The following is a 22,030-nucleotide window of genomic DNA, read 5'->3' as shown; positions in this document are numbered from 1 at the left end:
GTCACGCATCGTCGGCCCCCGGCTCCGGCGCGCCGGGCGGGGACGGCGCGTTGAGGTGGTAGCGGACCCCGACCATGCGGATGGCGAAGCACAGCACGGCACCGCCGACCGCGGCCGGCGCGTGGTCGGCGCCGAGCGCCGTCGCGACCACGATGCCCCCCGCGCCGATCAGCGCGGGGATCGCGTACAGGTCGCTGTGCAGCACGGTGGGGATCTGGCGGATCAGGACGTCGCGCAGCGTGCCACCGCCGACCCCGGTGATCGCGCCGACGATGACCGCCTGCGCCGGGCCCATCCCGAGCTGGAGGGCCTTCCCGGCGCCGGTGACGGCGAACAGGCTGAGGCCCGCGGCGTCCAGCACGGTGATGGGCGTGTTCAGCCGTTCTAGCCTGCGGCCCGCGACGAAGGCGATCAGGCCGCCGCCCGCCGCGGTGGCCAGGTAGCGCCAGTCGCTGAACGTGGCCGGCGGCAGGCTGTCGAGCAGGACGTCCCGCACGATGCCGCCGCCCAGGGCGGTGATCATGCCGAGCGTCACGATGCCGACGATGTCGAGCCGGGCCGTGCGCAACGCGGTCAGCGCGCCGTTGAGGGCGAAGGCGAACGTGCCGATCAGGTCCAGTACGAGCAGCGCGTTCGCCTCGGTCGTCACCGGCGCGGTTCTACCAGGCGCCCGCGCTCACTCGTCGCACCTCGCGGCCCGTGCCGTCGACGCATCGTGCGGCTCGCCGTGGTAGCGGGTCCGCAGCGCCGCGGACGCGATGGCCAGCAGCATGAACAGCGCGGCGGACCACGGCGCCAGCGCCGCCAGCATCAGGATGCTGAGCGCCACCGACAGCGCGAACGCCGTGGAGAACACCCACCGCGGCAGCTGGTCCAGGCGCGGGAAGGTCACCGAGGAAGCCCAGCGCCATCCGGCGTCCGAGAAGGACCGCGCCAGGGCCGGGTCCTCGGCCTCCAACCGGTGCTCCAACTCGTGCAGGATCTTCCATTCGCGTTCGCTCAACACGGCGCATCCTCGGCGGTCGAGTCCCTCGGGACGGGCTGCCTCGCTCGATCGACGGGGCTGCCCGGCCCCGACAACCCCACGGTGCCCGTCCACGCAGGTCGCGGCAGGGGTCGGCGCCGGTCGAAAACCCCCGCTGCTCCTTGCCGGGCACCGGCAAAAACCGGCAAATCGGACGGCGGTTCCCGGCGTCAGCGCTCGATCGCGAGGTCGCGCTGCGGCCACCCGAGCAGCCGGGCGCCGAGCACGGCGGCGTGGACGGTGAAGCGCTGCGCGGGGTCGGTGGGGTCGTAGCCGGTCAGCGCCGTGATCCGGTCGAGGCGGTAGGTGACGGCCCGGACCGACAGGTGGAGCCTGCGGGCGGTCTCGGTGGTGACGCAGCCGGTGGCGAAGTAGGCGTCGAGGGTGGCGAGCAGGGGCTCGGCCCCACCGCGCGCGTGCACGAGCCGGCCGAGAACCGACTGCACGAGGTCGGCGATCGCGGGCTGGTCGCGCAGCAGGACCCGGTAGACCAGCAGCTGCTCGGCCTGGATGAGCGGGCTCTCGAGGCGCAGCCGCACCGCCATCGTCAGCCCCTCGCGCGCCTCCTCGTAGGAGCGCGCGATGCCGTACGACCCGACGTGCGGGCGACCCACCGCAACGCGCCACGGCCCGCTGCGCGACGAGCGCTGCAGCTCGGAGAGCAGGAGGTCGCCGAGCGTCTTCGGCCCGGTGCGGGAGCCGGGGACGTCGCCGTCGGCGGGGGTGATCGCGACGATCCACCCGTCCTTCGTCGCGACCAGGACGTCCCGGTCACCCGCCCACTGCACGACGGCCCGCTCCAGCGCGCTGATCCACGCCTCGGTCTCGTCCAGCCGGTCGGACGGAGCCGCCAGCGCGACCTGGTGCGGTCGGGCCATGTCGAGGCCGAAGGGCTCGGCGCGCTGGACGAGGCTGCCGACGTCGGCGTCGCCGCGCAGCAGGTCGTCGATGAACTCGCGCCGCAGCGTCTCCTCCCACCGGATCAGTTGCCTGCGCGCCTCGTTGTAGCCCTCGACCAGGCGGGCCACGGCCTCGTCGACCACGTGCAGGACCGCGGCGGCCGCCGCGCGCACGACCTCGCTGTCCTGGGAGCGGACCACCGTGGGCAGCTGTTGCCAGAGGCGGCGGGCCGCCGCCAGGTACAGCTGCACGGCGGTGCCCGCCGTGACGCCCGCCTCGGCCGCCCGCCGCCCCAGGAAGCCGATCGCGTCGAGCTCGGTGGTCGCCGGTTCGCGCCCCGTGGTCGCGGCGTCGGCGAGGAGGGGCAGGTAGCCGCCGAGGAGCTCGATCGGCACCTCGCCGACCTCCCGGCACGCCGCCTCGGCCACCTCCGTGAGCCACGGGCCCTCGGGGACCGTCGCCGCGGCGGTTCCTGCCCGCCGCTGGTTGCCGTGATCGGCCACTCCTACCCCCGTCGGTCCCGCGTCGAGTCGCGATGTGCTGCCGGTTGTCGGCAATCTACCCCGGCGCCCCGGACCTGTCCGCCCGGTCGGGCGGGCGTCCTCGCGCGCAGCGGCGTGGAACGCCGGCTCGCCGACGCTCTCGACCGAGGGGTCGGGCGACTCGCCGAAGGTTCAGGTCCGCCCGGGTGACGGCACCTCCGTTAGGGTGAACGGCTCCCGCTATGATCACCCGACATTACGCTCAGCGACCACCACATTCGGCGACCCCGATCGATGGCAGGGCTTGCGATGATGCGCGTCCTCGCCACCTGTCACCGACATCTCTCCCACGACGAGGGGCCTCGTAATGACAGACGCCATCCAGTCGGCCCTCGATGCCGCGTCCTCCTTCATCTGGGGGCCGTTCTTCCTCATCCCACTCCTGCTCGTCGTCGGCGTGTACCTCACGATCCGGCTGCGGGGTCTGCAGTTCCGCGTGCTGATCCACGCGCTGTGGCTCGCGCTCGTGCGCCGCAACGAGGCGAGCGGCAAGGGCGACATCTCGCACTACCAGGCGCTGAGCACGGCGCTCGCCGCCACGGTCGGCGTCGGCAACATCGCCGGTGCGGCGCTCGCGGTCGGTGTCGGCGGTCCCGGTGCGCTGTTCTGGATGTGGGTGACGGGCCTGCTGGGCATGGCCACCAAGTACTGCGAGGCCCTCCTGGGTGTGAGGTACCGCAGGCCCGACTCCAAGGGCGAGATGAGCGGTGGCCCGATGTTCTACCTGCGCCACGGGCTCGCCGAGAAGTTCGGGCCCGGCAGCTCCGGGGCCAAGGTCGGGCTGGTGCTGGGCTTCCTGTTCGCCCTCTTCGGCGCCATCGCCTCGTTCGGCATCGGCAACATGACCCAGGCCAACGCGGTGGCCGGCCAGCTGGACGAGACCTTCGGCGTCCCCACCTGGGTCTCGGGCGTCGGGATGGTGATCCTCGTCGGCGCCGTCATCCTGGGTGGCATCAAGAGCATCGGCCGGTTCGCCGCGGGCGCGGTGCCGCTGATGATCGTCATCTACGTGCTCGCGTCGCTGCTGGTCCTCGCGGTGCACGTCACCGACATCCCGGCGGCGTTGGCGCTGGTGTTCTCCGACGCCTTCACCGGCACCGCGGCGGTCGGCGGCTTCGCGGGCTCCACGTTCATGCTGGCGATGCAGCAGGGCATGGCCCGCGGCATGTTCTCCAACGAGTCCGGCCTCGGCACCGGTGGTATCGCCGCGGCTGCCGCCCGCACCGTCCAGCCGGTGCGCCAGGCGCTGGTCTCCATGACCCAGACCTTCATCGACACGATCATCGTCGTCTCGATGACCGGCCTGGTCATCATCGTCACCGGCGCCTGGGACACCCAGGCCGAGACCGGTGACGGCGCGCTGATGACCAACTGGGCGATGAGCGAGGCGTTCGGCGGGATCTCGCCCGCGCTGGCGCCGATCGGCGGCTACATCGTGGCGATCAGCCTGATGTTCTTCGCCTTCACCACGCTCATCGGCTGGTCCTACTACGGCGAGCGCTGCATGGACTTCCTCATCGGCCGCGGCGCCGTGGTGCCGTTCCGAGTGGTGTTCGTCCTGATCGCCTACGTCGGGGCCACCTCGGAGCTGAGCCTCGCGTGGACGTTCTCCGACGTCGCCAACGGCCTCATGGCGGTGCCGAACCTGATCGGCCTGCTGGTGCTGTCCGGCGTCGTCGTGGCCGAGACCAAGCGGTACTTCTCGGACCCCAACTGGAGGGACCCGGACCGGATGGGCGCGGGCGACGCCCTCACCACCGAGATCCCGCGCATCCCGCCGCAGAACCCGCCGCAGAACCCGCCGCAGAACCCGCCGCACGACCCGCGCGGACGCTGACCGAGCGGGAGGCTCGCGCTCCCGGTCGCGGGACGCTCACACCGTCCTGATCGTGGCCATCATCGCCATGTCCTCGTGTTCGAGGTTGTGGCAGGCCGGCAGCTCGTTGCGGTGGCGCACCACCACCGGCCGGCCGCGGCGGGTCTCGAGATCCTGCCCGGGGTTCAGCAGCGCCGCCGCCGGCACCCGCCGAGGTGGTCGACGTCGCCGTCTCGAAGGAGGCGTGCGTCGCGATGGCGACCTCGTGCCCCTCCGACCGCAACCGGGCGCCGAGCCCGGTGTAGGGCAGCACGTCCCCGGTCGTCCCGACGGCGATGATGACGATGCGCATGGTCGGCGACGAAGGCCCTTCGGTGTCGGCGGCCCGGGTCGGGCCGGCACCCGATGATCTCCTGCGCCGCAACTACCCGTCACGTCATGGACGGGCACGGGCGCCGTGGCCAGGGTCGGGGGATGACCTCCACCGAGACCGAACGGAACAGGCAGCTCGCCCTCGACGGGTTCGCCGAGTTCGCCCGGGGCAACACCGCCGTGCTGCACACCCTGCTGCGGGAGGACTTCGTCGAGCACAGCCCCGGCAACCCGTCCGGGCGGGACGCCTTCATCGCGCACATCACGAAGGCGCCCGTCGCGCGGGCGCGGCTCGAGCTCAAGCGCACGATCGCCGAGGGGCCCTACGTCGTGATGCATTACCTGATGATCGAACCGGGCCAGGAGCGCGGAACCGCCGACGTCGACATCTGGCGGTTCGAGGACGGCCAGATCGTCGAGCACTGGGACGTGGTGCAGCCCGTGCCGGATCCGGGGTCCGTCCCGAACGGGATGCTCTGACCAGCGCATTCGCGCGAACGACACGCCGAGCAGCAGCACTACCGGATACCGCCGACCCGATCGGCCCGCGGGGACGACCGCACACCTGCCCGCTCGGGCGACGGGGACGGCCGGGGTCGCGGCCGGGGAGCAGGGGCTCGCCGGCGGGTTGTTCACGGCCTGGCGCGGGGCGGCACCCGCGTCGTCATGAGCGCGGGTCGGCCCACAGCGCGCGCAGCCGCTCCAGGACGAGGCGGACCGCGGGCCCGCGGGTGCGGTCCGGGTGGGTCGCGACGTGGACCGCGCAGGCCGGGAGGGCGGGGCCGTCGAGGACCTCGAGGGCGCCGGCGCCGACCTCGGCCGCGGCGGTGACGGCGGGCAGGACCGTCCAGCCGAGGCCGGCCGCGGTGCACCGCTTGACCGCCTCGACGCTGCCGAAGCGGGTGCGCCGGTCGGCCGGCTGCCCGGCGGCGACGAGGTGTCGGGCGGCCTGGTCACCGTAGCTGCAGCCCTCCTCGAGCAGGAGGGTCTCGCGCTCGGCCAGGTCGGCCCACGTCCAACGCCGCGCGCGGTCGCCCGCGGGGGCCGCGAGCAGGACCACGGCCTCGGTGCCGACCGTACGGACGTCCAGGTCGGGCACGGCGAGCACGGGCTCGAGCACGACCGCGACGTCGGTCGTCCCGTCCCGGACGGCCGCGAGCGCCGCGGCGGTGCCGCCCGGGGTGAGCACGAGGCGCACCTGCGGCGCCTCGGCGCGCAGCCGCGTGATGAGGGCGGGGAGCCGGTAGGCGCACACCGACTCCGGCGCGATCAGGTGCACCGGGCCGGCCGGCTCGTCGCCGTCGGCCGGGACCTCGGTGCGTATGCGGTTCTCGAGGTCCAGCACCTGCCGGGCGAGCGGGGTGAGCCTGCGCCCGGCGTCGGTGGGGATCGCGCCGGTCGGGAGCCGGTCGAGCAGGCGGACGCCGAGCCGCCGCTCGAGGGCCTGCACGTGCCCGGTCACCGTGGACTGGACGTACCCGAGCTCGCGGGCCGCCGCGGTGAAGCTGCGGGTCCGCACGACCGCGCAGAACGTGCGCAGCAACTCGGTGTCCATCCCGCCCCTTTTCCGTTCCCCGATGGGACCCATCGAGGATCGTCGTTGGACCCCGCCGCATCCCACCCCCAGCATGGGATCGGAGGTGCTCATGATCCATCCAGCGGACACCACGCCCGAGGTCCTGCGGTACGCGGCGTTCACCGACGCCGGCCGCGGCGGCAACCCGGCCGGGGTCGTCCTCGACGCGGGCGGGCTCGACGACGCCGCGCGTGTCGAGGTGGCCGCGCGGGTCGGTTACTCCGAGACCGCCTTCGTCGAGGCGGGCGAGGAGAAGGACCACTTCCGGGTCCGGTACTTCAGCCCGCGGGCGGAGGTGGCGTTCTGCGGGCACGCCACCATCGCCACCGCGGTCGCGATCGCACAGCGGCAGGGGGCGGGGACGCTGCACCTGTCCACCCTCGCCGGGCCGATCACGGTGGACACCGAGATCACGGCCGACGGGGTGACCGCGACGCTGACCAGCGTGCCCACCCGGACCCGGCCCACGCGCGCCGACGAGCTGGACGGCGCGCTGGTCGCGCTGCGCTGGGCGCACGACGACCTGGACCCGCGCTACCCGGCCCACGTCGCGCACGCCGGCAACGACCACCTCGTGCTCGCGGTGCGCGAGCGCGCCCGGCTCGCGGCGCTCGACTACGACTACGCCGCGCTGGCCGCGCTCATGGAGCGGCACGGCTGGACGACCGCCCACCTGGTGTGGGCCGAGTCGCCCACGCTGTTCCACGCCCGCGACCCGTTCCCGCCCGGGGGAGTGGTCGAGGACCCCGCCACCGGGGCGGCCGCGGCCGCGTTCGGCGGCTACCTGCGCGACCTCGGCCTGGTCGGCGTCCCGTCGCGCGTCACCGTCCTGCAGGGCGCCGACATGGGCCGGCCGAGCCGGCTGGTCGTCGACGTGCTCGCGGGCGACGAGCGGGTGAAGGTCACCGGGACCGCGGCGCCGATCCCGCCCGACGGACCCGGCGATTGAGCCCGCGCTACCGTGGCCGGACCCGGGGTGGCGCGCCTCATGCACCCGGGTCCAGCCGCGCCGCGACCAGCTCCACCTCGACCGGACTCCTGCGGGGAAGCCCAGCGACGCCGATCACGCTGCGGCTGTGCTGCCCGTGCTCCCCGAGCACGGTGATGAGCAGGTCCGATGCCGCCGCGCCGACCTCGCTGTGGCCCGTGAAGCCCGGTGCACCGACGACGAAGACCGTCAGCTTCACGGCGCGGATCCGGGTGAGCCCTCCCGCGTGGGAGTGCAGGTGCGCCAGCGCGTTCGCGGCGGCCTGGGCCGCGCAGCGCCGCGCGGTGTCGAGATCGACGTCCGCACCGATGGTGCCGGTCGCCAGGAGCGCCCCGCCCCGCAGGGGGATCTGGCCAGATACGTGCAGCAGGCCGGCCGCATCGGTGACCGGCCGGGCGGGTCGGGACGGGAGCGGGGCGTCCCCGACGTCGTAGCCGAGCCGGGCCAGGGTGGCGGCCGGCCCCATCCGCCCTGCCGCGGCCATGACCGCGGCCAGGATGCGCGGGTGGGTCCCGCACCGGCAGAGGTTCCCGGCCAGGTGCTCGCGCACCGTAGCCTCGTCGGGGTCGGTGTTCTCGGCCAGCAGGGCATGGGCGGCGACGGTCATCGCCGGGATGCAGTACGAGCACTGGAACGCCTCGTTCTCGACGAACGCTTCTTGGACCGGACCGCCGCCGCACTCGGCGAGACCCTCTGCGGTCACGATCTCCTGGCCTGCGACCAGCCCGTTGAGCAGCAGACAGCTGCTGACCGCGCGCCCGTCGACCAGCACGGTGCACGAGCCGCACACCCCGATCCCGCACGTTTCCCGGACGCTGTGGTGCCCGAGCCGCTCCCGCAGCGTGTGTGCCAGCGGCTCGCCCTGCGGGACGGACACGGCGGCGCCGTTCACCGTCAGCGCGCAGGTGCTCATCGGGGCTTCGGCGTCATTGCTCACTCCGACCGCTCCTCGTCTCGTTCGATGATCGCGCGTAGCACGCGCTCCGGGTGCATGGGGAGCCGGCGGAGGCGAACACCGCAGGCGGCCCGTATGGCGTTGCCGATCGCGGGGGCCATCGGCGGCACGGTCATCTCACCGGCGCCGTGCACGTCCGCGCCGGGAGCCTCGACGGCCGCGCTGCGCATCCGTGGCACGTCGCGGAACGACGGAAGCGAGTAGTCGGACAGGTTCGGGTTGGTGATCTGCCCGTCGCGGTAGACAAGCTCCTCGAAGAGTGCCGGCCCCAACGCGAAGATCATCCCGCCTTCGTTCTGGTGCGCCACGCGGATCGGGCTGACCGTCCGGCCTGTGTAGCAGGCCCCCGCGGCGCGCACGACTGTGATCCGCCCGGTCTCGAGGTCGACGTCGACCTCGACCGCGACGCCGCCCTGGTGCCAGTGCGTGCTTGCGGTGCCCTGGCCGTGTTCGTCGAGGCTCCCGAGGCCGCCGGTCGACCCCCAGGTGCCGGTCACCTCGAACGGTGGCTGTTTGCCGTCGTCCAGCCTCCGCCGCGCCTGCCGGGCTGCGTCCCGCACCGCGGAGCCCATCGCGAAGGTCGTACGGCTGGACGCGGTCATCGAGTCGTACGGGGCGCACGCCGTGTCGGGGTGGCGGACGACGACCCGGTCCGGGGCGACCCCGAGCTCGGCGGCGGCGAGGTCGCGCAGGGTGGCGTGGGCGCCCTGGCCGATCTCGACGCTCGCGGTGAACAGCTCGTAGGTCCCGTCGGCGGCTACCCGCAGCCTGCATTCGCTGCGTGACGGGGTCAGGGTGCTCTTGATCATGAGCGCGACGCCGCGTCCCCTGGCGTGACCGGGCTGGACCGGCGCGACGTCGATCGACTCCAGCTCCGACTGGAGTCCGGAGAGCACCTCGTCGTAGTGCAGGTCGTGCATGACCTCGCCGGTCGGGTAAACGCCGCCGTCGCGCAGCAGGTTGAGCTCCCGCAGCCGGACGGGATCGATGCCGAGGTCGGCGGCGATGTCGTCCATCTGCGACTCGTAGGCCCAGCACAGCTGCGAGGTCATCGCGCCGCGGAACGGCCCGGAGGGGACGGTGTGGGTGTAGACGGCGGTCGAGGTGACCGCGACGTTCGGCACGTCGTACGGTCCCGGTGCGCGCACCATCCCGTAGCCGGCGGCGCTCTCGCTGTTGGTGGCATAGGCGCCGGCGTTCCAGACGACGTCGATCACCCGCGCGACGATCCTCCCGTCACCGCGCACACCCGTGCGGATGCGGACTCGCGCCGCGTGCTTGGAGAGCGTGTGAAACACCTCCGCCCGGTCGAGTCGCAGCCGGACCGGGCGGCCGACGTGGCGTGCCGCGAGCGCCGCGAGAGGTTCGATGGTGGTGACGACCTTCGACCCGTAGGCGCCGCCGACGTTGAGGGCGTGAACCCGGACGCGCTCGGCAGGCAGCGCGAACGCCGCAGCGAGCGTCTCCCGCACTGCGTGCGGGCTCTGCGTCGAAGTCCACACCTGCAGCTCGTCGTCCTCCCACGCCGCGACCGCGACGTGCGGCTCCATCGGGACGTGGCTGGCTGGCGGGCTCTCGTAGACGTCGTCGTAGACCTTCTCGGCGCGGGCCAGCGCGGCTTCCGCGTCCCCGTGGCGCAGCGTCCACGTGCGCAGCACGTTGGTGCCCGCCGCCGGGTGCACCAGCGGCGCGTCCGGATCGAGAGCCCGGTGCGCGTCGGTGATGTGGGGCAGCACCTGCACGTCCAGCTCGACCGCGGCAGCCGCCTCGGAGGCTGCGAACTCGTCCTCGGCGACGACCAGCGCGACCGGCTCGCCCGCGTACCGGACCCGCCCGTCGGCCAGCACCGGTTGATCGGCGGTGGCCTCGCCGAACACCGGCACGGCGCCGTCGAGGTCGGCTGCGGTGAGCACGGCGACCACGCCGGGCACGGCACGGGCCGCCGTCGCGTCGATCCCGCGCAGCTGCCCATGCGCGGCCGGGCTGCGGACGACGGTGGCGTGCAGCATGCCGGGAAGGCGGACGTGCACCGCCATCGGGAGGGTGCCGAGCACGCGGTCGTGGGCGTCGGGCGTCCGGGGCGTCTCGCTGAGCGTGCTGGTCATCGGGCTGCCCTCCGATGGGCCTCGGCCAGGGCCCGCCGCACGTGTACCTCGATCATGCGGGTGCGGTACCAGGCCGAACCGCGCTCGTCGTCGAGCGGATCGAGCTGCTGGGCGTAGGCGTTCGCGACGTCGGCGAACACCTCGGGGGATGCCGGCCTGCCGGTGGCGTCGGCCAGCACCGCGGGCAACATCCGTGGCGTGTCGGCGACCGCGCCAACCGCGACGCGGATGTGCTCGATCCGCCCGCCGGGGGTGACCCCGAGCACGGCGGCGACCCCGACACATGGCCGGTCCTCCGACGCGCGGCTGGTGTACCGGACGTAGGCCGTACCGACACCGCTAGGGAGCAGCGGGACTTCGAACCCGGCGATCACCTCGGAGTCCTGCAGGGCGGTCTCGTAGTAGCCAAGGAACAGCTCGGAGGCGGGGATGCGCCGGTCGCCATCCGGGCCGGTGACGTCGACCTGTGCGTCCAGCGCGACCAGCACCGCGGGTGGGTCCGACGAATAGTCGGCCTCGGCGACGTTCCCCGCGATCGTCGCTCGGTTGCGGATGCGGACGTTTCCGACCGAGGCACACGCCGTACCGAGGGCTGGCAACAGGCGCCGGACGGCGGGGTGGGCGGCGACGTCTGCGAGCCGCTCGCCGCCCCCGATCCGCAGGTGCGCCTCCCGCGCGTCGATCCCGCGGTAGCGGGCGTCGGTGACCCGGGCCAGACTGACCAGGGTTGATGTCGACAGCAGCCGCTGCCTGATCATCAGGATGACGGCGGTGCCCCCGGCGACAACGCGGCCGTCATCACCGAGTTCGTCGAGCAGTTGGCCCGCGGCCCGCAGCGAGGTCGGTTGGCGGATGTCGTCGACGATCACGAAGCCGGTCCCTCCCTTCCGGTGCCCACGATCGGGTTGATGAGCGTGCCGATTCCGTCCACAGTGACCTCGACGTGGTCACCGGGGTGCGCGGTGGCGGGTGCCGCGGGTGAGCCGGTGAGGATGATGTCACCGGGTCCGAGGGTCACGTGCCGGGTCGCCAGCGCGACCAGCTCCGGCACGCTCCAGATCAGCTCACCGACCGTGCCCGATCGGCGCACCTCGCCGTTGATCCGCAAGGTGATGCGCCGTCGGTCGAGGTCGTCGAGCGGGACGGTTCTCGGACCGAGCGGGCAGAACCCGTCGGCGCCCTTCGCGGCGAACCACTGGGCCTCCGAGCGCATCCATTCGCGGACGGCGACATCGTTGGCGCAGGTGAAGCCTTCGATGTGCCCCACGGCCTGCTCCGGGGTCACGCACCGGGTCGGGCGGCCGATGACGACGGCGAGCTCGGCGGAGACGTCGAGTGCGTCGACGCCGTCGGGGCAGCGAATCGGCGCGCCCGGTCCGGCCACCGACCTGGCCGGCTTGAGGAACAGCAGTGGTTCGGCGCGGTCAGGCGCACCCATCGCCCGCTGGGAGTCGCGGTGGTTGAACCCGACGCAGACGATCACCCGTGGCGACGGGACCGCGTTGGCCGTGGTGGGTGAGGGCTCAGCTCTCATAGTCCACCGACACCGTCGACGTGCAGTACCGGTCGACCGTGTGCGCCACGTCCTTGTGGACGGGGTGGGCGCGGTAGGCCGCCAGCGCGTCGAGATCGTCGAACTCGGCGATGAGACCGAGGTCGTAGGCGCGCTCGGATGCCAGGACGTTGATGCCGACCGACAGGCTCCGCACCTCTGGCACGCGGGTGCCGAGCGAGGCGAGCGCGGCGCGGGCGCTCTCCAGGTGTGCGCGCGCCTCCGGGTGGAACCGGAACAGGACGACGTGCGTAATCAACTATTGCCTCCGGTGGGGCGTACGGTCACCGCACGGCGGTGACGGCGACGGCGGGATCCGCCGGTGTGCTGGAGCGGCGCGTCAGCTCTCGGACTGACGCGCGGCCCTGACCTGATCGAGGTAGCGGTACACGGAAGGTTCGGACACGCCGAACGTCTCCGCGACCAGCGGGACGGCCCCCTTGATGAGGAAGGCCCCCTTCGAGTCGAGGAACGCGATGGCCTGCAGCCGCTCGTCCTTGGTGAGCCGGTGGGGCGGGCGGCTGAACTGCTTGGCGGTGTTGCGCACGAGCACGCGCAGGATGTCCACCACGGCCGCGGTGCCGAGCTCGGGTGACGGCTCCCCGGGCCGGGTGTCCAGCTCCGTCATCGCGGTGAGCTGCTCCAACGTCTCCTTCGCCGCGGCCATCGAGCTGATGTCGAGGTTCATGCAGAGCGCGACGAGCGGTTCCCCCGCGCTGTCGCGCAGCAGGCACGTGGTCGACTTCAGGACCCGGCCGTCAGGCAGGTCGGTCGGGTAGTTGGCCAGCACGTCGCTCGGGCCGATGTTGGGCAGTACCGCGTAGATGAGGTCCCGGATCGGGTGGCCCAGCTGCCGGCCGCTGATGTGCCCGTTGACCAGGTGGACGAGGGACCGGGTTGGGTCACGCAGGTCGTGGACCGCGATCTCGCAGTTGCGGCCGAACATCGCGCCGATGCCGTCGGCGATGGTCTTCGCGGTGCGGATCAGGTGGTCGTGCTCTGCGGAACGGTCCGCCCGCCCGGCGCGCCGTGCGGAGCTCACGTCAGGAACCGGTCGTCGACGATCGAGGCGATCGGTGGCGCATCGGGCCGCAGCAGCCCATTGGTCTGCAGCACCCGCTCGGTTGTGGCCTGGGCGGTGGCGTCCCAGCGGGCGTCGGCAGGCACCGCGCCCTTGAGCCGCTCCACGGCCGTGAGCAGCACCTCGCGTCCGAAGTTGGTGAAGTCCGGTTCGAGCAATTCCGCGATCTCCTCGGAGGGCGCCGTGCGGATGAAGTCAGACGAGCGCCGCAGCGCTGACACCATCGCGGCGACGGTGTTGCCGTTCTCCTCCATGGCGTCGGGGGTGACCCACAGCCCTTCCATCATGAACCGGGAAAGGTTCGGGTCCTCGCCCGCGCTGTGGTCGATCAGCGTAAGGCCGATGCCACGGTTCACGGCCTCCTCGCCGAACGGGATGCTGATGTAGATGACGTCCACCTGGTCGGTCTCGAGCGCGGCGAGAACTGCGGGGCCGCCGCCCAGGGCGACCAGCGTCGCCGCGTCCGGATCGGAGCCGGCGCCCACCAGGTTGTACCGGGCGATCTGCCAGGTGAGCGCGCCCGGGGCGGTCACGCCGATCCGCAGGCCGGGTAGCGCCGCGATCTTGCGGTCCAGCGGGGTGGACGGATCGATGCCCAGCCGCTGCGCCGCCCGCACCGAGATCGTTGCGTTGACCAGGCAGCGGTCGAACGTCGCGGCGACCGCGGTCACGCGGCGGTTGCCAGCCAGCGCGGTGACCACCTGGCCACCGTCGTTGATCGTGAACTCCGCGCTGCCTGCGAGCACGGCCTGGACGTCCGGCCCGCCGCCATCGGTGACCACCGTTTCGACGACCAGTCCTGCCTCGCGGTAGAAGCCCGCTCGCTGCGCGATGTAGTTCTGCGCGTAGGCGAGGGAGTTCACCGCCTGCGTCAGCCGGACCCGGCGCGCGCCGTCGGGGCCCGTTCCGCCGCCGGCGCAGGACGACAGCACCGGGCCGGCCAGGCTGAGGCCGGCGAGCATCGCCATGCCGCGCAGAGCCTGGCGTCGCGAGAGGGGGATGGTGGTGCTCACGTTGCCTCCTCGCTCACATGGTGCTCGACGTGGTGCGTTCGGCGCTCTCGGGCTGCCAGAACAGAATTCGTCGAGCGAGACGATTCAAAGCCAGGTCGATGAGGACGGCCACGGCCATCAGGACGAAGATCCCCGCCATCGTTCCGGCGGTGTCGTAGGTGTTGGACGCGAGCTTGATCTGGAATCCGAGGCCGGCGCTCGACGCGATGAACTCGCCGATGACGGCGCCGATGAGGGCGAACGGGATCGAGAGTTTCAAACCGAGGACGATCAGCGGAGTGGCCGCCGGGAGGATGACCGTCCGGAAGATCTGCCGCTGTGACGCGCCCATGACGGTGGCCACCCGGATGTAGGTGGCATCGACGCTGCGGACTCCTTGGAACGTGTTGTAGAAGACGATGAAGAAGACCATCGTGATCACGAGGATCACCTTCGAGAGCAAACCGATCCCGAACCACACGACGAAGAGCGGGGCCAGCGCCACGCGCGGGGTGGCGTTGAGGGCGACCAGGAACGGGTCCAGGACCGCTGCGACCCGCGGCGAGCGACCAAAGATCACGCCCGCGACGAGCGCCGCGGTCGCCCCGATGCAGAACCCGATCATCGTCTCCTGCAATGTGGTCCACAGGTTCGCCCAGAGCGACCCGTCCACGGCGGAGAGCCACAACGACGTCACGATCTCGGAGGGGGCCGGGAGGTAGAACGGATCGACCAGCCGGCCCGAGACGAATTGCCAGACGGCGAGCACCGCGACGAGCAGCAGGACGCTCTGCGCCCAGATCGGGAGCCTCTTGACGTGGGAGCGGGCCGTCGCGCGCTCCGGTACCTGCTTGCGCCGGCTGGCCGTCGTCGTCGCGCGGGTCACGATGCCACCGCCGTCGCGGCAGCGGGCGCCGCACGCAGGACTTCGTCGCGCAGCGCGTCCCACAGCTCGGTCATGAGCTGCTGGAACCGCGGTTCCTCGTGGATGTGGTCGAGGTCGCGGGGGCGGTCCAGACCGACGTCGCGGACCATCTTGATCGACCCGGGCCGTGCCGTCATGACGACGACCCGGTCGCCGAGCAGGATCGCCTCGTGCAGATCGTGGGTGATGAACACGACGGTCTTGCGTTCCTCGGCGCAGATGGCCTGGAGCTGCCGTTGTTGCAGCAGGCGGGTCTGGGCGTCCAGCGCGCCGAACGGTTCGTCCATCAGGACGATGTCAGGATCGTAGACGAGGGCCCGCGCGATGTTCCCGCGTTGTCGCATTCCGCCTGACAGCTGGCGGGTTAGGTGATTCTCGAAACCGGACAGACCGACGCGGGCGAGCATGGCCACCGCCCGCTCCCGGCGTTCCGCCTTCGATACACCGCGGATCTCAAGCGGATACTCGACGTTCGCGAGCAGCGTCCGCCACGGGAAAAGCGAATCGGATTGCGTCACATACCCGATCTCCACGTCCGCTTCGGCCGCCGGCCTTCCGCGGAGACGGAGCTCGCCCCTGTCGGGGTGTTCGAGGCAGGCGAGCATGTTCAGCAAACTCGACTTGCCACAGCCGCTGGGGCCGACGACCGTGACGATCTCGCCTTCCCCGATCGCGAGGTCCACGTCGCGGACGGCATCCACCCGCGTCTCGCCGCTGCCGAACGAGCGGCATACGCCATCGAGTTCGATGAGCGGTTCGTCGTGACTGATCGACATGGTGGTCTCCCGGATCGAGTGGATCGTCTGCGGGTGGCGTCGGGCGGCGCGCGGCGGGTCGACAGCGGGCGGAAGATCGAGAACGTGGCGTTCTTGCTTGACCGGTTCGCACGAAGTTTGGGGCACGGCCCCGTCCCGGTCAATAGACAAGTTGCAGAACTGATAGAAAGTTATCACTGCGTCATCTGCTGGACACGAGGCGCCAGCCCCGGCTACCACGCGCGTGGTCCTGGGGGAACGTCCCCCGGTGGACGGAGCCGAGGGGCTGGACACGAAGGCCTGGGGCGCGGCGCCACTTCGACGACTCAGGGGTCGTCCTGTGCTCCGACTTCGGCAAGTAGCAGCCCGGCGCGGACCCGGCACCGGGTGCGCGATCGATCGCAGGCGGGCCGGTGATCGTCGCAGCGCTGTCGGTCGCGCCGCCGGCGTGTCCGCGGCTGCCTCGCCGGTCGTGGCGCGGACCGTGCGTGGTGAGCAGTGGCGCCTGCGCACCTCGGATCCCCTCGGTTCGCAAGATCGCGGAGAGTGCTGGGTTGGTGTCGCGGTCGTCGATATCCGCTGGTTGAGACCGAGAACGCGGACCTGGCCGCCGGGCGCGTGCTCTGGGCCGGCTCACGCCCATGTCGGCCGTCCGCGCGGTTCCCGTGGTTTCGTCGGCGGTGCCCGCCCTGTAGGTCGACGAAAAAGCCCGTCCGCCGTGCACTACGCAGAGCCCGGCGCCGAGCTCCTCTTCGGTGAAGATGCGGGCGAAGCATCCGCCAGGGGCTCGTAGCCAGGTTCGACCCGTCCGTGCACGCGGAGGTCGGCGGGAGCTGTGCTCGACTGCTTTGGTGTCGTCCCTGCTGACGGTGATGGATGGGGCATCGCGCTCACGTGGCGGCCGCCGCCACCGCGGGCGGCGCGGACCGGTGGTCGGCGCGGTAGCGCCCGGGCGCGATCCCGTGCTCGCGCTTGAAGGCGTTCGCGAACGCGAACTCGGAGGTGTAACCGACGCGGCGGGCGATGGTGGCCAGCGGCGCGTGCGAATCGCGCAGCATCCGGGCGGCGAGCACCATCCGCCACCACGTCAGGTAGTTCAGCGGGGCCCACGCGACGAGCTCGCGGAACCGGCGCGCGAACGCCGCGCGCGAGAGCCCGACCTCGGCGGCGAGGCCCGCCACCGTCCACGGCCGTTCGGGGTGGGTGTGGATCAGGCGCAGCGCGGTGCTGACGGCCGGGTCGGCGAGGGCGGCGCCCCACCCCGAATCGGGCCGCTCGTCGTACCAGGCGCGCAGGATCTGCACGAGCATCAGGTCCAGGAGGGCCGTCACCGCGACCCCCGAGCCGGTGCGGACGGCCTGCAGCTCGGCGGCGAGCAGGTCGACGGCGGCGCGCAGCTCGGGGTGCCTGCCGAGCCGCGCCGGGATGTGGACCACCTCGGGCAGGTCGGCCACCAGCGGGTGCGTGCGCGACCGGTCGAGCACGTAGCTGCCGCACAGCATCGCGGTGGGTGGGGCCGACGTGCCGGGGCCGTCCGGACCGATCGTGACCCGGTAGGACCCAACCGGCTCGGCGGGCTCGTCGTGGTCCATCTCCCGCAGCGGGGTGTCCGGCCGGTCGGCCATGCCGTGCGGCGTGCCGTGGGGCAGCAGCACGACGTCGCCGAGGCCGAGTGTCCGCGGCTCGCCGTCGCGCGGGATCAGCCACGCGGATCCCTGCAGGATCACGTGGAACCCCGCACCCGCCACCGCGGGGTAGCGCCGCCCCCACGGGGCGTGGCACTCGACCTCGAAGGAGCGTGGCGCCCCGCTGCGCATCACGACGATCGCCTGGCTGAGGACGTCCACGACGCGCCAGTCTAGCCGGATCCCGTATCAGGAAGACGATCGCGTATGTCAGTCGGATTCTGACGCATGGATCGTCTCGCAGCGCGCGCATACCGTCGAGGTCATGACCAATATCGCGATCATCCTCGGGAGCGTGCGGCCCCAGCGCGCGGGCGAGTCGGTGGCGAGGTGGGTGCACGAGGTCGCATCCGAGCGGGGGGACGCGGAGTTCTCGCTGATCGACTTGCGCGAGATCGACCTGCCGATGCTCGACGAACCGCTGTCCCCGCTGCTGGGGAACTACCAGCAGCCGCACACCCTGCGGTGGGCGGACACCATCCGCGCCTTCGACGGGTTCGTCTTCGTCACGCCCGAGTACAACCACGGGATGCCGGCCGCGCTGAAGAACGCGATCGACTTCCTCTACCAGGAGTGGAACCACAAGTCGGCCGGGTTCGTCGGCTACGGCGGTGACGGTGGGGTCCGGGCCGTCGAGCAGCTCCGCCAGGTGCTGGGGCAGCTCAGGGTGGCCGACGTCGCCGACCAGGTCTCGCTGTCGGTGTTCACCGACTTCGTCGACTTCACCGAGTTCAAGCCCCAGCCGTCGCGGGTCGAGTCGCTGCAGGGGATGTTGTCGGAGGTGATCGCCTGGGCGGAGGCGTTGCAGCCGCTGCGCCGGGTCAGGAGTGCAGCCGCGTCGGCGTGATGACGACCGGGACGCTGAAGAGCTCGGCGAACCGTTCCGGGGTGCCGAACAGGGCGCCGATCCGTTCGGTGTACTTGGCCAGGTAGGCGGGCTGGCGGTCCGCGGGCGGCACGTCGTCGGCGACCGCGGCGGTGCCCTCCAGGCGCACGATGTTGCGGCCGAGGTCGGTGACGTCCAGCCCGAGGCTCACCCTCGGGTTGGCGGCGATGTTGCGCAGCTTCTGCTTGCCCGGCCGGCTGTAGACCAGGATCGTCTCGTCGTCGCGCAGCAGGAACCACACGGGCACGCTGATCGGCTGGCCGTCGGGCCGCACCGTGGTCAGCCAGGCCATGAGGTTGTGCCGCAACCGCGACTCGACCCGTTCGCGGTCGGCGGGCGGCAGGTGGGACGTGAGCTCCACGGGGACTCCCTTCGGACGGCCGCCGTGCACGCTAGCCGCGGGGTGTGACACCGGGCCCTCGCCCGCACCAGCCCGGGGTGCCCCGGCGCCGATGGGCTCCGTGACGCGCTCGTCCCAGCCCACCGCGGGGCACCCGCCGGCTCGGCCGGGGCCCCGCGGTCGGGGTCCGCCGACGGTCAGGGCGCGAGGTCCGGCACGGCCCGCATGGTCCGCGGGTCGACGGGGAGCGAGATGTGCTCGTGCGTGATCCGCCACCCGTGCTCGGTCCGGCGCAAGCAGACCGTCGAGCGCAGCCAGAGGTTCCGTTCCTCGGCGCGCTCGTGCGTGTCGCTCGCGGCGTCGAGCGACCCGGAGTCGTGGTGGATCATGTGCGCGAACGCGACGTCGCCGTCCACCGCGACCCGCTGGTCGACGGTGGTGAGCCCGATCGGGCCCTCGTACTCGGCGAACCACCGCCGGAAGTTCCGGCGCACCGCATCGGTCCCCGTGAAACGCAGCGGTGGCACGACGTCGAAGTAGACGACGTCGGGGGAGTACAGCGCCATCAGGCGGTCGACGTCCTTGGCGCGGCACGCCTCGACCCGTTCGTCGAGCAGCGCGGCGATCTCGTCCTGCGGTGTGTCGCCCATCGTCGCCCCTACGCCGCGCGTCCGGCCTTGAGCGCGGCCGCCGTCTCGACGGCGCGGCGGCCCTGGTGGCGGGCCGCCTCGAGGACGACCTCCCCGGGCGCACCCTCGCCTGCCACGTGCGAGGTGCCGTAGGGGTTGCCGGAGCGGAACTGGACGGGGTCGGTGTAGCCGGGCGGCACGATGATCCCGCCCCAGTGGTAGAAGACGTTGCTCAGCGCGAGGATCGTGGACTCCTGCCCGCCGTGGGCGGTGTTGCTCGCGGTGAACGCCGAGTAGACCTTCCCGGCGAGCCCTCCGGCGAACCAGAGGGGTCCCGCGGAGTCGAGGAACGCCTTGAGCTGCGCGGCCGGGTTGCCGAAGCGGGTGGGGGTGCCGAACAGCACCGCGTCGGCCCAGGCCAGGTCGTCGAGTTCGACGACGGGCACGTCGGCGGTGTCGCGCAGGTGCTGCTCCCACGCGGGATCGGCCTCGATCGCCGCCTGCGGCGCGGTCTCGGCGACCTTGCGCAGCCTGACCTCGGCGCCGGCCTTCTCCGCGCCCTCGGCCACCGCGAGGGCGAGCGCGTGCAGGGTGCCGGTGGCGCTGTAGTAGACGATCGTGGCGGTGAGGGGTTCCACGCGGTCGGTCTCCTCTCTGCTCGTACGTGGTCACCTCCTCGACGAGGCAGCACCCCGGGATGTGAGGCGGGCGGGCGTGTCGTCGCGGGCCCCGGGAGCGAGTCAGCAGGGGTGACCCGAACCCCGGAGGCGACGATGACGACGTCCTCACCGGCCACCCGGCCCTTCTTCACCGACCCGGACTTCGACTTCGAGTTCCGCTGCGCCCTCGGCGACACCGCGAACGGGGTGGGCGACCCCGGCATGTGGCTCGCCACGGCGGCCCGCATCGCCGACGGCGACCGGTCGAGCTGGTTCACCGCGTGGACCAACCGGGCGGGCCAGCTCGCCGAGCTCGCCGCGTCACTCGCCGACGACGCGGCGTCGGCGTGGGCGTGGCTCGCGGGGTCGGCGGCGTACTCGCGCGCGCTGGGCGCGGTCGACGGCCTGCCTTCAGACCTCGCCGACGCCGTGCTGATTCCGACGTTCCGCGCGGGCCGCCGCGCCTGGGACGCGATGATCGACCGGTCCCGCGGCAGGCACGTGCGCGTCGACGTCCCCGCGGACGGCCCGCCCATGCCGGGCTACCTGCTGCGCCCGGCCGCCGAGGGGGCGGCGCGGCCGACGCTGGTGATCACCAACGGCAGCGACGGCGCCCTGCCCGCGCTCTGGTCGGCGGCGGGCGCCGGGGCGCTCGCCCGCGGCTGGAACGCCTTCGTCTACGACGGCCCCGGGCAGCAGTCGATGCTGTTCGAACACGGCACCGCGTTCCGGCCGGACTGGGAGGCCGTGCTCACCCCCGTGGTCGACGCGCTCGTCGCCCGCCCGGACGTCGACGCGTCGGCGCTCCTGGCCTACGGGATCAGCCAGGCCGGGTACTGGCTGCCCCGGGCACTGGCCTTCGAGCACCGGTTCCGGGCGGCCGTGGCCGATCCCGGGGTCGTCGACGTGTCCGCCTCGTGGATGGCGAACCTGCCACCGGAGATGGTCCAGCTGCTCGACACCGGACAGAAGGATCTGTTCAACCGTTACCTCGCCGAGGCCGAGCCGGATCCGGACGCCGAACGGACCTTCGCCTTCCGCGCCCGCCCGTACCGGATCGAGGACCCGTTCGACCTGTTCACCGAGGTGCGCCGGTACCAGCTGCGCGACGTGGCGGACCGGATCCGCACCCCGCTCCTGATCACCGACCCGGAGGGGGAGCGGTTCTGGCCGGGACAGTCCGACGAGCTCGCGGCCCTGCTCACCGCGCCGCACGAGGTCGTCCGGTTCACCGCGGCCGACGGGGCGGACCTGCACTGCCAGCCGCTCGCCCGCGCGCTGACGCAGGCCCGGGTGTTCGAGTGGCTCTCCGCGCACCTCGACGGCGCGGCGGGCGGCTACCGCCCGGCGAGCTCGGCCACGACCGACGCGAACGCATCGGCGCCCGCGTCGCCGACCACGAAGTAGGAGAAGCCGATCTCCTCCCGCCGCCGCTGCACCTCCTCGGCGGCGGCCACCGGGTCGGCGGGGAGCACGGCCAGCGAGTCCATCGCGCGCAGGGCGTCCGGGGACGTGTCCGGGGGCGCCATGAACCCCGCGACCGTGTCGCCCACGACCGGCACGTGCAGCGCCAACTCGAGGTCGTCCCGCGCGGCGCCGGCCTCGGCCGCCAGGCCCGCCACCTCTGTCCGCGGCACCTCGTGCAACGCGAACGTGATCGTGTCGGCCACCTCGGCGGCCAGCGCCCGCGCCTTCGGGCCGCTCACGGCCATCACCACCGGGGTGTGCCGGTCGGGGCCGTCGAGCTCGCGCAGCACAGCGACGGTCTCCCGCATCCGCGCGAGCCGCTCGGCCGGCGGGACCGGCGGGAGCCCGAGCCGCTCCACCTCCTCCTCGATCCCCGGCCGGCCGGCGCCGATGCCCAGCTCGAAGCGCCCGTCGGTGAGCAGCGACAGCGAGTGCGCCTGCCACGCCACCATCAGCGCCGGGCGCAGCGGGACCGCGTACACCCAGGTGCCCACCCGCAGGCCGGTGTGGGCCGCTGCGGTGGCGAGCATCGGCTCGGGGGCGGGCTGCCACTGCGGGACGTCGGGCACGAGGAGCGTCGAGTAGCCGCTGTCGGCGATGCGGCGCACGCGGTCCAGCCACGCCGACGGGTCGGTCGTGAGCGGGGCGACGACCCCGAACCGGAGCGGTCTCGTCATGTCGGGACTCCTCGTCGTGGGCGCCGCCCGTGCCGCGGCATCATCCCTGCAACGAGTCCGCTTCTCCGACCCGGATCCGGACGTCCTGCGCCGAGATCTCGCCA

Annotated in this window: 24 protein-coding genes and 1 pseudogene; 5 read left to right on the top strand and 20 right to left on the bottom strand. The window is 72.6% G+C overall.

All coding sequences use genetic code 11. The features are described from left to right. Window position 1 precedes the first annotated feature (1 nt). The 3 genes from VKZ81_RS04935 to VKZ81_RS04925 all read right to left on the bottom strand — a co-directional run bounded on the left by VKZ81_RS04935 (window position 2) and on the right by VKZ81_RS04925 (window position 2,427). A complete protein-coding gene (locus VKZ81_RS04935) occupies window positions 2-649 on the bottom strand; it encodes a trimeric intracellular cation channel family protein (protein ID WP_324240202.1) in 648 nt (215 codons plus the stop codon). 27 nt (window positions 650-676) lie between these two features. Beyond that, on the bottom strand, window positions 677-1,003 hold the full coding sequence (locus VKZ81_RS04930; RefSeq protein WP_324240201.1) for a DUF3040 domain-containing protein: 327 nt from the start codon (window positions 1,001-1,003) through the stop codon (window positions 677-679). Between the two features lie 191 nt (window positions 1,004-1,194). Further along, window positions 1,195-2,427: a PucR family transcriptional regulator gene (locus VKZ81_RS04925; RefSeq protein ID WP_324240200.1), complete on the bottom strand. Its 1,233-nt coding sequence runs from the start codon at window positions 2,425-2,427 to the stop codon at window positions 1,195-1,197. A gap of 358 nt (window positions 2,428-2,785) precedes the next feature. On the opposite strand from VKZ81_RS04925, the gene VKZ81_RS04920 reads away from it, so the two are divergent. Then, window positions 2,786-4,303 carry an alanine/glycine:cation symporter family protein gene (locus VKZ81_RS04920; RefSeq protein ID WP_491723610.1) on the top strand — a complete coding sequence of 506 codons (1,518 nt, stop codon included), beginning with the start codon at window positions 2,786-2,788 and terminating at the stop codon, window positions 4,301-4,303. A 36-nt stretch (window positions 4,304-4,339) separates the two neighbouring features. Here VKZ81_RS04920 and VKZ81_RS04915 read toward each other — a convergent pair whose 3' ends face one another. Both VKZ81_RS04915 and VKZ81_RS04910 read right to left on the bottom strand, forming a co-directional pair. Next, a complete protein-coding gene (locus tag VKZ81_RS04915; RefSeq protein WP_324240279.1) occupies window positions 4,340-4,489 on the bottom strand; it encodes a hypothetical protein in 150 nt (49 codons plus the stop codon). Between the two features lie 28 nt (window positions 4,490-4,517). Beyond that, a pseudogene (locus tag VKZ81_RS04910) lies at window positions 4,518-4,634 on the bottom strand (glycosyltransferase); the annotation flags it as partial. Window positions 4,635-4,756: 122 nt separating this feature from the next. Here VKZ81_RS04910 and VKZ81_RS04905 point away from each other — a divergent pair. Continuing rightward, window positions 4,757-5,134 (top strand): nuclear transport factor 2 family protein, encoded by a 378-nt coding sequence (locus VKZ81_RS04905; protein ID WP_324240198.1) that lies wholly within the window; start codon window positions 4,757-4,759, stop codon window positions 5,132-5,134. A gap of 184 nt (window positions 5,135-5,318) precedes the next feature. Here the strand turns inward: VKZ81_RS04905 and VKZ81_RS04900 are convergent, their stop codons facing one another. Further along, entirely contained in the window at window positions 5,319-6,209 is an 891-nt protein-coding gene (locus VKZ81_RS04900; RefSeq protein WP_324240197.1) for a LysR family transcriptional regulator, read from the bottom strand. Window positions 6,210-6,300: 91 nt separating this feature from the next. Between VKZ81_RS04900 and VKZ81_RS04895 the strand changes: the two genes are divergently transcribed. Continuing rightward, on the top strand, window positions 6,301-7,179 hold the full coding sequence (locus VKZ81_RS04895; protein ID WP_324240196.1) for a PhzF family phenazine biosynthesis isomerase: 879 nt from the start codon (window positions 6,301-6,303) through the stop codon (window positions 7,177-7,179). Between the two features lie 37 nt (window positions 7,180-7,216). Here VKZ81_RS04895 and VKZ81_RS04890 read toward each other — a convergent pair whose 3' ends face one another. The 10 genes from VKZ81_RS04890 to VKZ81_RS04845 form a co-directional block, all read right to left on the bottom strand. Next, window positions 7,217-8,155 carry an Atu1372/SO_1960 family protein gene (locus tag VKZ81_RS04890; RefSeq protein ID WP_324240195.1) on the bottom strand — a complete coding sequence of 313 codons (939 nt, stop codon included), beginning with the start codon at window positions 8,153-8,155 and terminating at the stop codon, window positions 7,217-7,219. Then, window positions 8,152-10,278 (bottom strand): xanthine dehydrogenase family protein molybdopterin-binding subunit, encoded by a 2,127-nt coding sequence (locus tag VKZ81_RS04885; protein ID WP_324240194.1) that lies wholly within the window; start codon window positions 10,276-10,278, stop codon window positions 8,152-8,154. The genes VKZ81_RS04890 and VKZ81_RS04885 overlap by 4 nt, the downstream gene beginning before the upstream one ends. Then, window positions 10,275-11,147, bottom strand: coding sequence for an FAD binding domain-containing protein (locus tag VKZ81_RS04880; protein WP_324240193.1), 873 nt, complete (start codon window positions 11,145-11,147; stop codon window positions 10,275-10,277). Before VKZ81_RS04880 ends, VKZ81_RS04885 begins: the two co-directional genes overlap by 4 nt. After that, a complete protein-coding gene (locus VKZ81_RS04875; RefSeq protein WP_324240192.1) occupies window positions 11,144-11,812 on the bottom strand; it encodes a fumarylacetoacetate hydrolase family protein in 669 nt (222 codons plus the stop codon). Before VKZ81_RS04875 ends, VKZ81_RS04880 begins: the two co-directional genes overlap by 4 nt. Continuing rightward, a complete protein-coding gene (locus tag VKZ81_RS04870) occupies window positions 11,802-12,089 on the bottom strand; it encodes a Dabb family protein (RefSeq protein WP_324240191.1) in 288 nt (95 codons plus the stop codon). Before VKZ81_RS04870 ends, VKZ81_RS04875 begins: the two co-directional genes overlap by 11 nt. 81 nt (window positions 12,090-12,170) lie before the next feature. Continuing rightward, a complete protein-coding gene (locus VKZ81_RS04865; protein WP_324240190.1) occupies window positions 12,171-12,872 on the bottom strand; it encodes a helix-turn-helix transcriptional regulator in 702 nt (233 codons plus the stop codon). Beyond that, window positions 12,869-13,924 carry an ABC transporter substrate-binding protein gene (locus tag VKZ81_RS04860; RefSeq protein ID WP_324240189.1) on the bottom strand — a complete coding sequence of 352 codons (1,056 nt, stop codon included), beginning with the start codon at window positions 13,922-13,924 and terminating at the stop codon, window positions 12,869-12,871. Before VKZ81_RS04860 ends, VKZ81_RS04865 begins: the two co-directional genes overlap by 4 nt. Before the next feature lie 13 nt (window positions 13,925-13,937). Further along, complete coding sequence (locus tag VKZ81_RS04855; RefSeq protein WP_324240188.1) at window positions 13,938-14,789, bottom strand: ABC transporter permease; 852 nt, start codon at window positions 14,787-14,789, stop codon at window positions 13,938-13,940. After that, on the bottom strand, window positions 14,786-15,781 hold the full coding sequence (locus VKZ81_RS04850) for an ABC transporter ATP-binding protein (protein WP_324240187.1): 996 nt from the start codon (window positions 15,779-15,781) through the stop codon (window positions 14,786-14,788). Before VKZ81_RS04850 ends, VKZ81_RS04855 begins: the two co-directional genes overlap by 4 nt. A gap of 692 nt (window positions 15,782-16,473) precedes the next feature. Further along, a complete protein-coding gene (locus VKZ81_RS04845; RefSeq protein WP_324240186.1) occupies window positions 16,474-17,430 on the bottom strand; it encodes an AraC family transcriptional regulator in 957 nt (318 codons plus the stop codon). A gap of 103 nt (window positions 17,431-17,533) precedes the next feature. Between VKZ81_RS04845 and VKZ81_RS04840 the strand changes: the two genes are divergently transcribed. Beyond that, on the top strand, window positions 17,534-18,115 hold the full coding sequence (locus VKZ81_RS04840) for an NADPH-dependent FMN reductase (RefSeq protein ID WP_324240185.1): 582 nt from the start codon (window positions 17,534-17,536) through the stop codon (window positions 18,113-18,115). On the opposite strand, the gene VKZ81_RS04835 is transcribed toward VKZ81_RS04840, so the two are convergent. From VKZ81_RS04835 to wrbA, 3 genes are all read right to left on the bottom strand, one after another. Then, window positions 18,090-18,515, bottom strand: a complete 426-nt coding sequence (locus VKZ81_RS04835; RefSeq protein ID WP_324240184.1) for a TIGR03667 family PPOX class F420-dependent oxidoreductase — start codon at window positions 18,513-18,515, stop codon at window positions 18,090-18,092. The genes VKZ81_RS04840 and VKZ81_RS04835 overlap by 26 nt on opposite strands. 176 nt (window positions 18,516-18,691) lie before the next feature. After that, window positions 18,692-19,144, bottom strand: coding sequence for a YybH family protein (locus VKZ81_RS04830; RefSeq protein ID WP_324240183.1), 453 nt, complete (start codon window positions 19,142-19,144; stop codon window positions 18,692-18,694). An 8-nt stretch (window positions 19,145-19,152) separates the two neighbouring features. Next, the gene (gene wrbA / locus VKZ81_RS04825; protein ID WP_324240182.1) at window positions 19,153-19,761 is read right to left on the bottom strand and encodes an NAD(P)H:quinone oxidoreductase; all 609 of its coding nucleotides are present in this window, start codon (window positions 19,759-19,761) and stop codon (window positions 19,153-19,155) included. A 111-nt stretch (window positions 19,762-19,872) separates the two neighbouring features. On the opposite strand from wrbA, the gene VKZ81_RS04820 reads away from it, so the two are divergent. Beyond that, window positions 19,873-21,189 carry an alpha/beta hydrolase family protein gene (locus tag VKZ81_RS04820; RefSeq protein WP_324240181.1) on the top strand — a complete coding sequence of 439 codons (1,317 nt, stop codon included), beginning with the start codon at window positions 19,873-19,875 and terminating at the stop codon, window positions 21,187-21,189. Here VKZ81_RS04820 and VKZ81_RS04815 read toward each other — a convergent pair. Beyond that, window positions 21,120-21,926: an LLM class flavin-dependent oxidoreductase gene (locus VKZ81_RS04815; protein WP_324240180.1), complete on the bottom strand. Its 807-nt coding sequence runs from the start codon at window positions 21,924-21,926 to the stop codon at window positions 21,120-21,122. The two genes, VKZ81_RS04820 and VKZ81_RS04815, sit on opposite strands and share 70 nt — an antisense overlap. Window positions 21,927-22,030 lie beyond the last annotated feature (104 nt).

This window comes from Pseudonocardia sp., from assembly GCF_035305885.1.
Classification (GTDB): Bacteria; Actinomycetota; Actinomycetes; order Mycobacteriales; family Pseudonocardiaceae; genus Pseudonocardia.
The sequence above is the reverse complement of the archived record's forward strand: the minus strand, read 5'-3'. Positions and strand labels throughout refer to the sequence as shown.

Bases quoted from the DNA above. Each gene is read 5' to 3' on its own strand.
- VKZ81_RS04905 (WP_324240198.1), top strand. From the start codon at position 4,757: ATGACCTCCACCGAGACCGAACGGAACAGGCAGCTCGCCCTCGACGGG.
- VKZ81_RS04900 (WP_324240197.1), bottom strand. From the start codon at position 6,209: ATGGACACCGAGTTGCTGCGCACGTTCTGCGCGGTCGTGCGGACCCGC.
- VKZ81_RS04895 (WP_324240196.1), top strand. From the start codon at position 6,301: ATGATCCATCCAGCGGACACCACGCCCGAGGTCCTGCGGTACGCGGCG.
- VKZ81_RS04885 (WP_324240194.1), bottom strand. From the start codon at position 10,278: ATGACCAGCACGCTCAGCGAGACGCCCCGGACGCCCGACGCCCACGAC.
- VKZ81_RS04875 (WP_324240192.1), bottom strand. From the start codon at position 11,812: ATGAGAGCTGAGCCCTCACCCACCACGGCCAACGCGGTCCCGTCGCCA.
- VKZ81_RS04840 (WP_324240185.1), top strand. From the start codon at position 17,534: ATGACCAATATCGCGATCATCCTCGGGAGCGTGCGGCCCCAGCGCGCG.
- VKZ81_RS04830 (WP_324240183.1), bottom strand. From the start codon at position 19,144: ATGGGCGACACACCGCAGGACGAGATCGCCGCGCTGCTCGACGAACGG.
- VKZ81_RS04815 (WP_324240180.1), bottom strand. From the start codon at position 21,926: ATGACGAGACCGCTCCGGTTCGGGGTCGTCGCCCCGCTCACGACCGAC.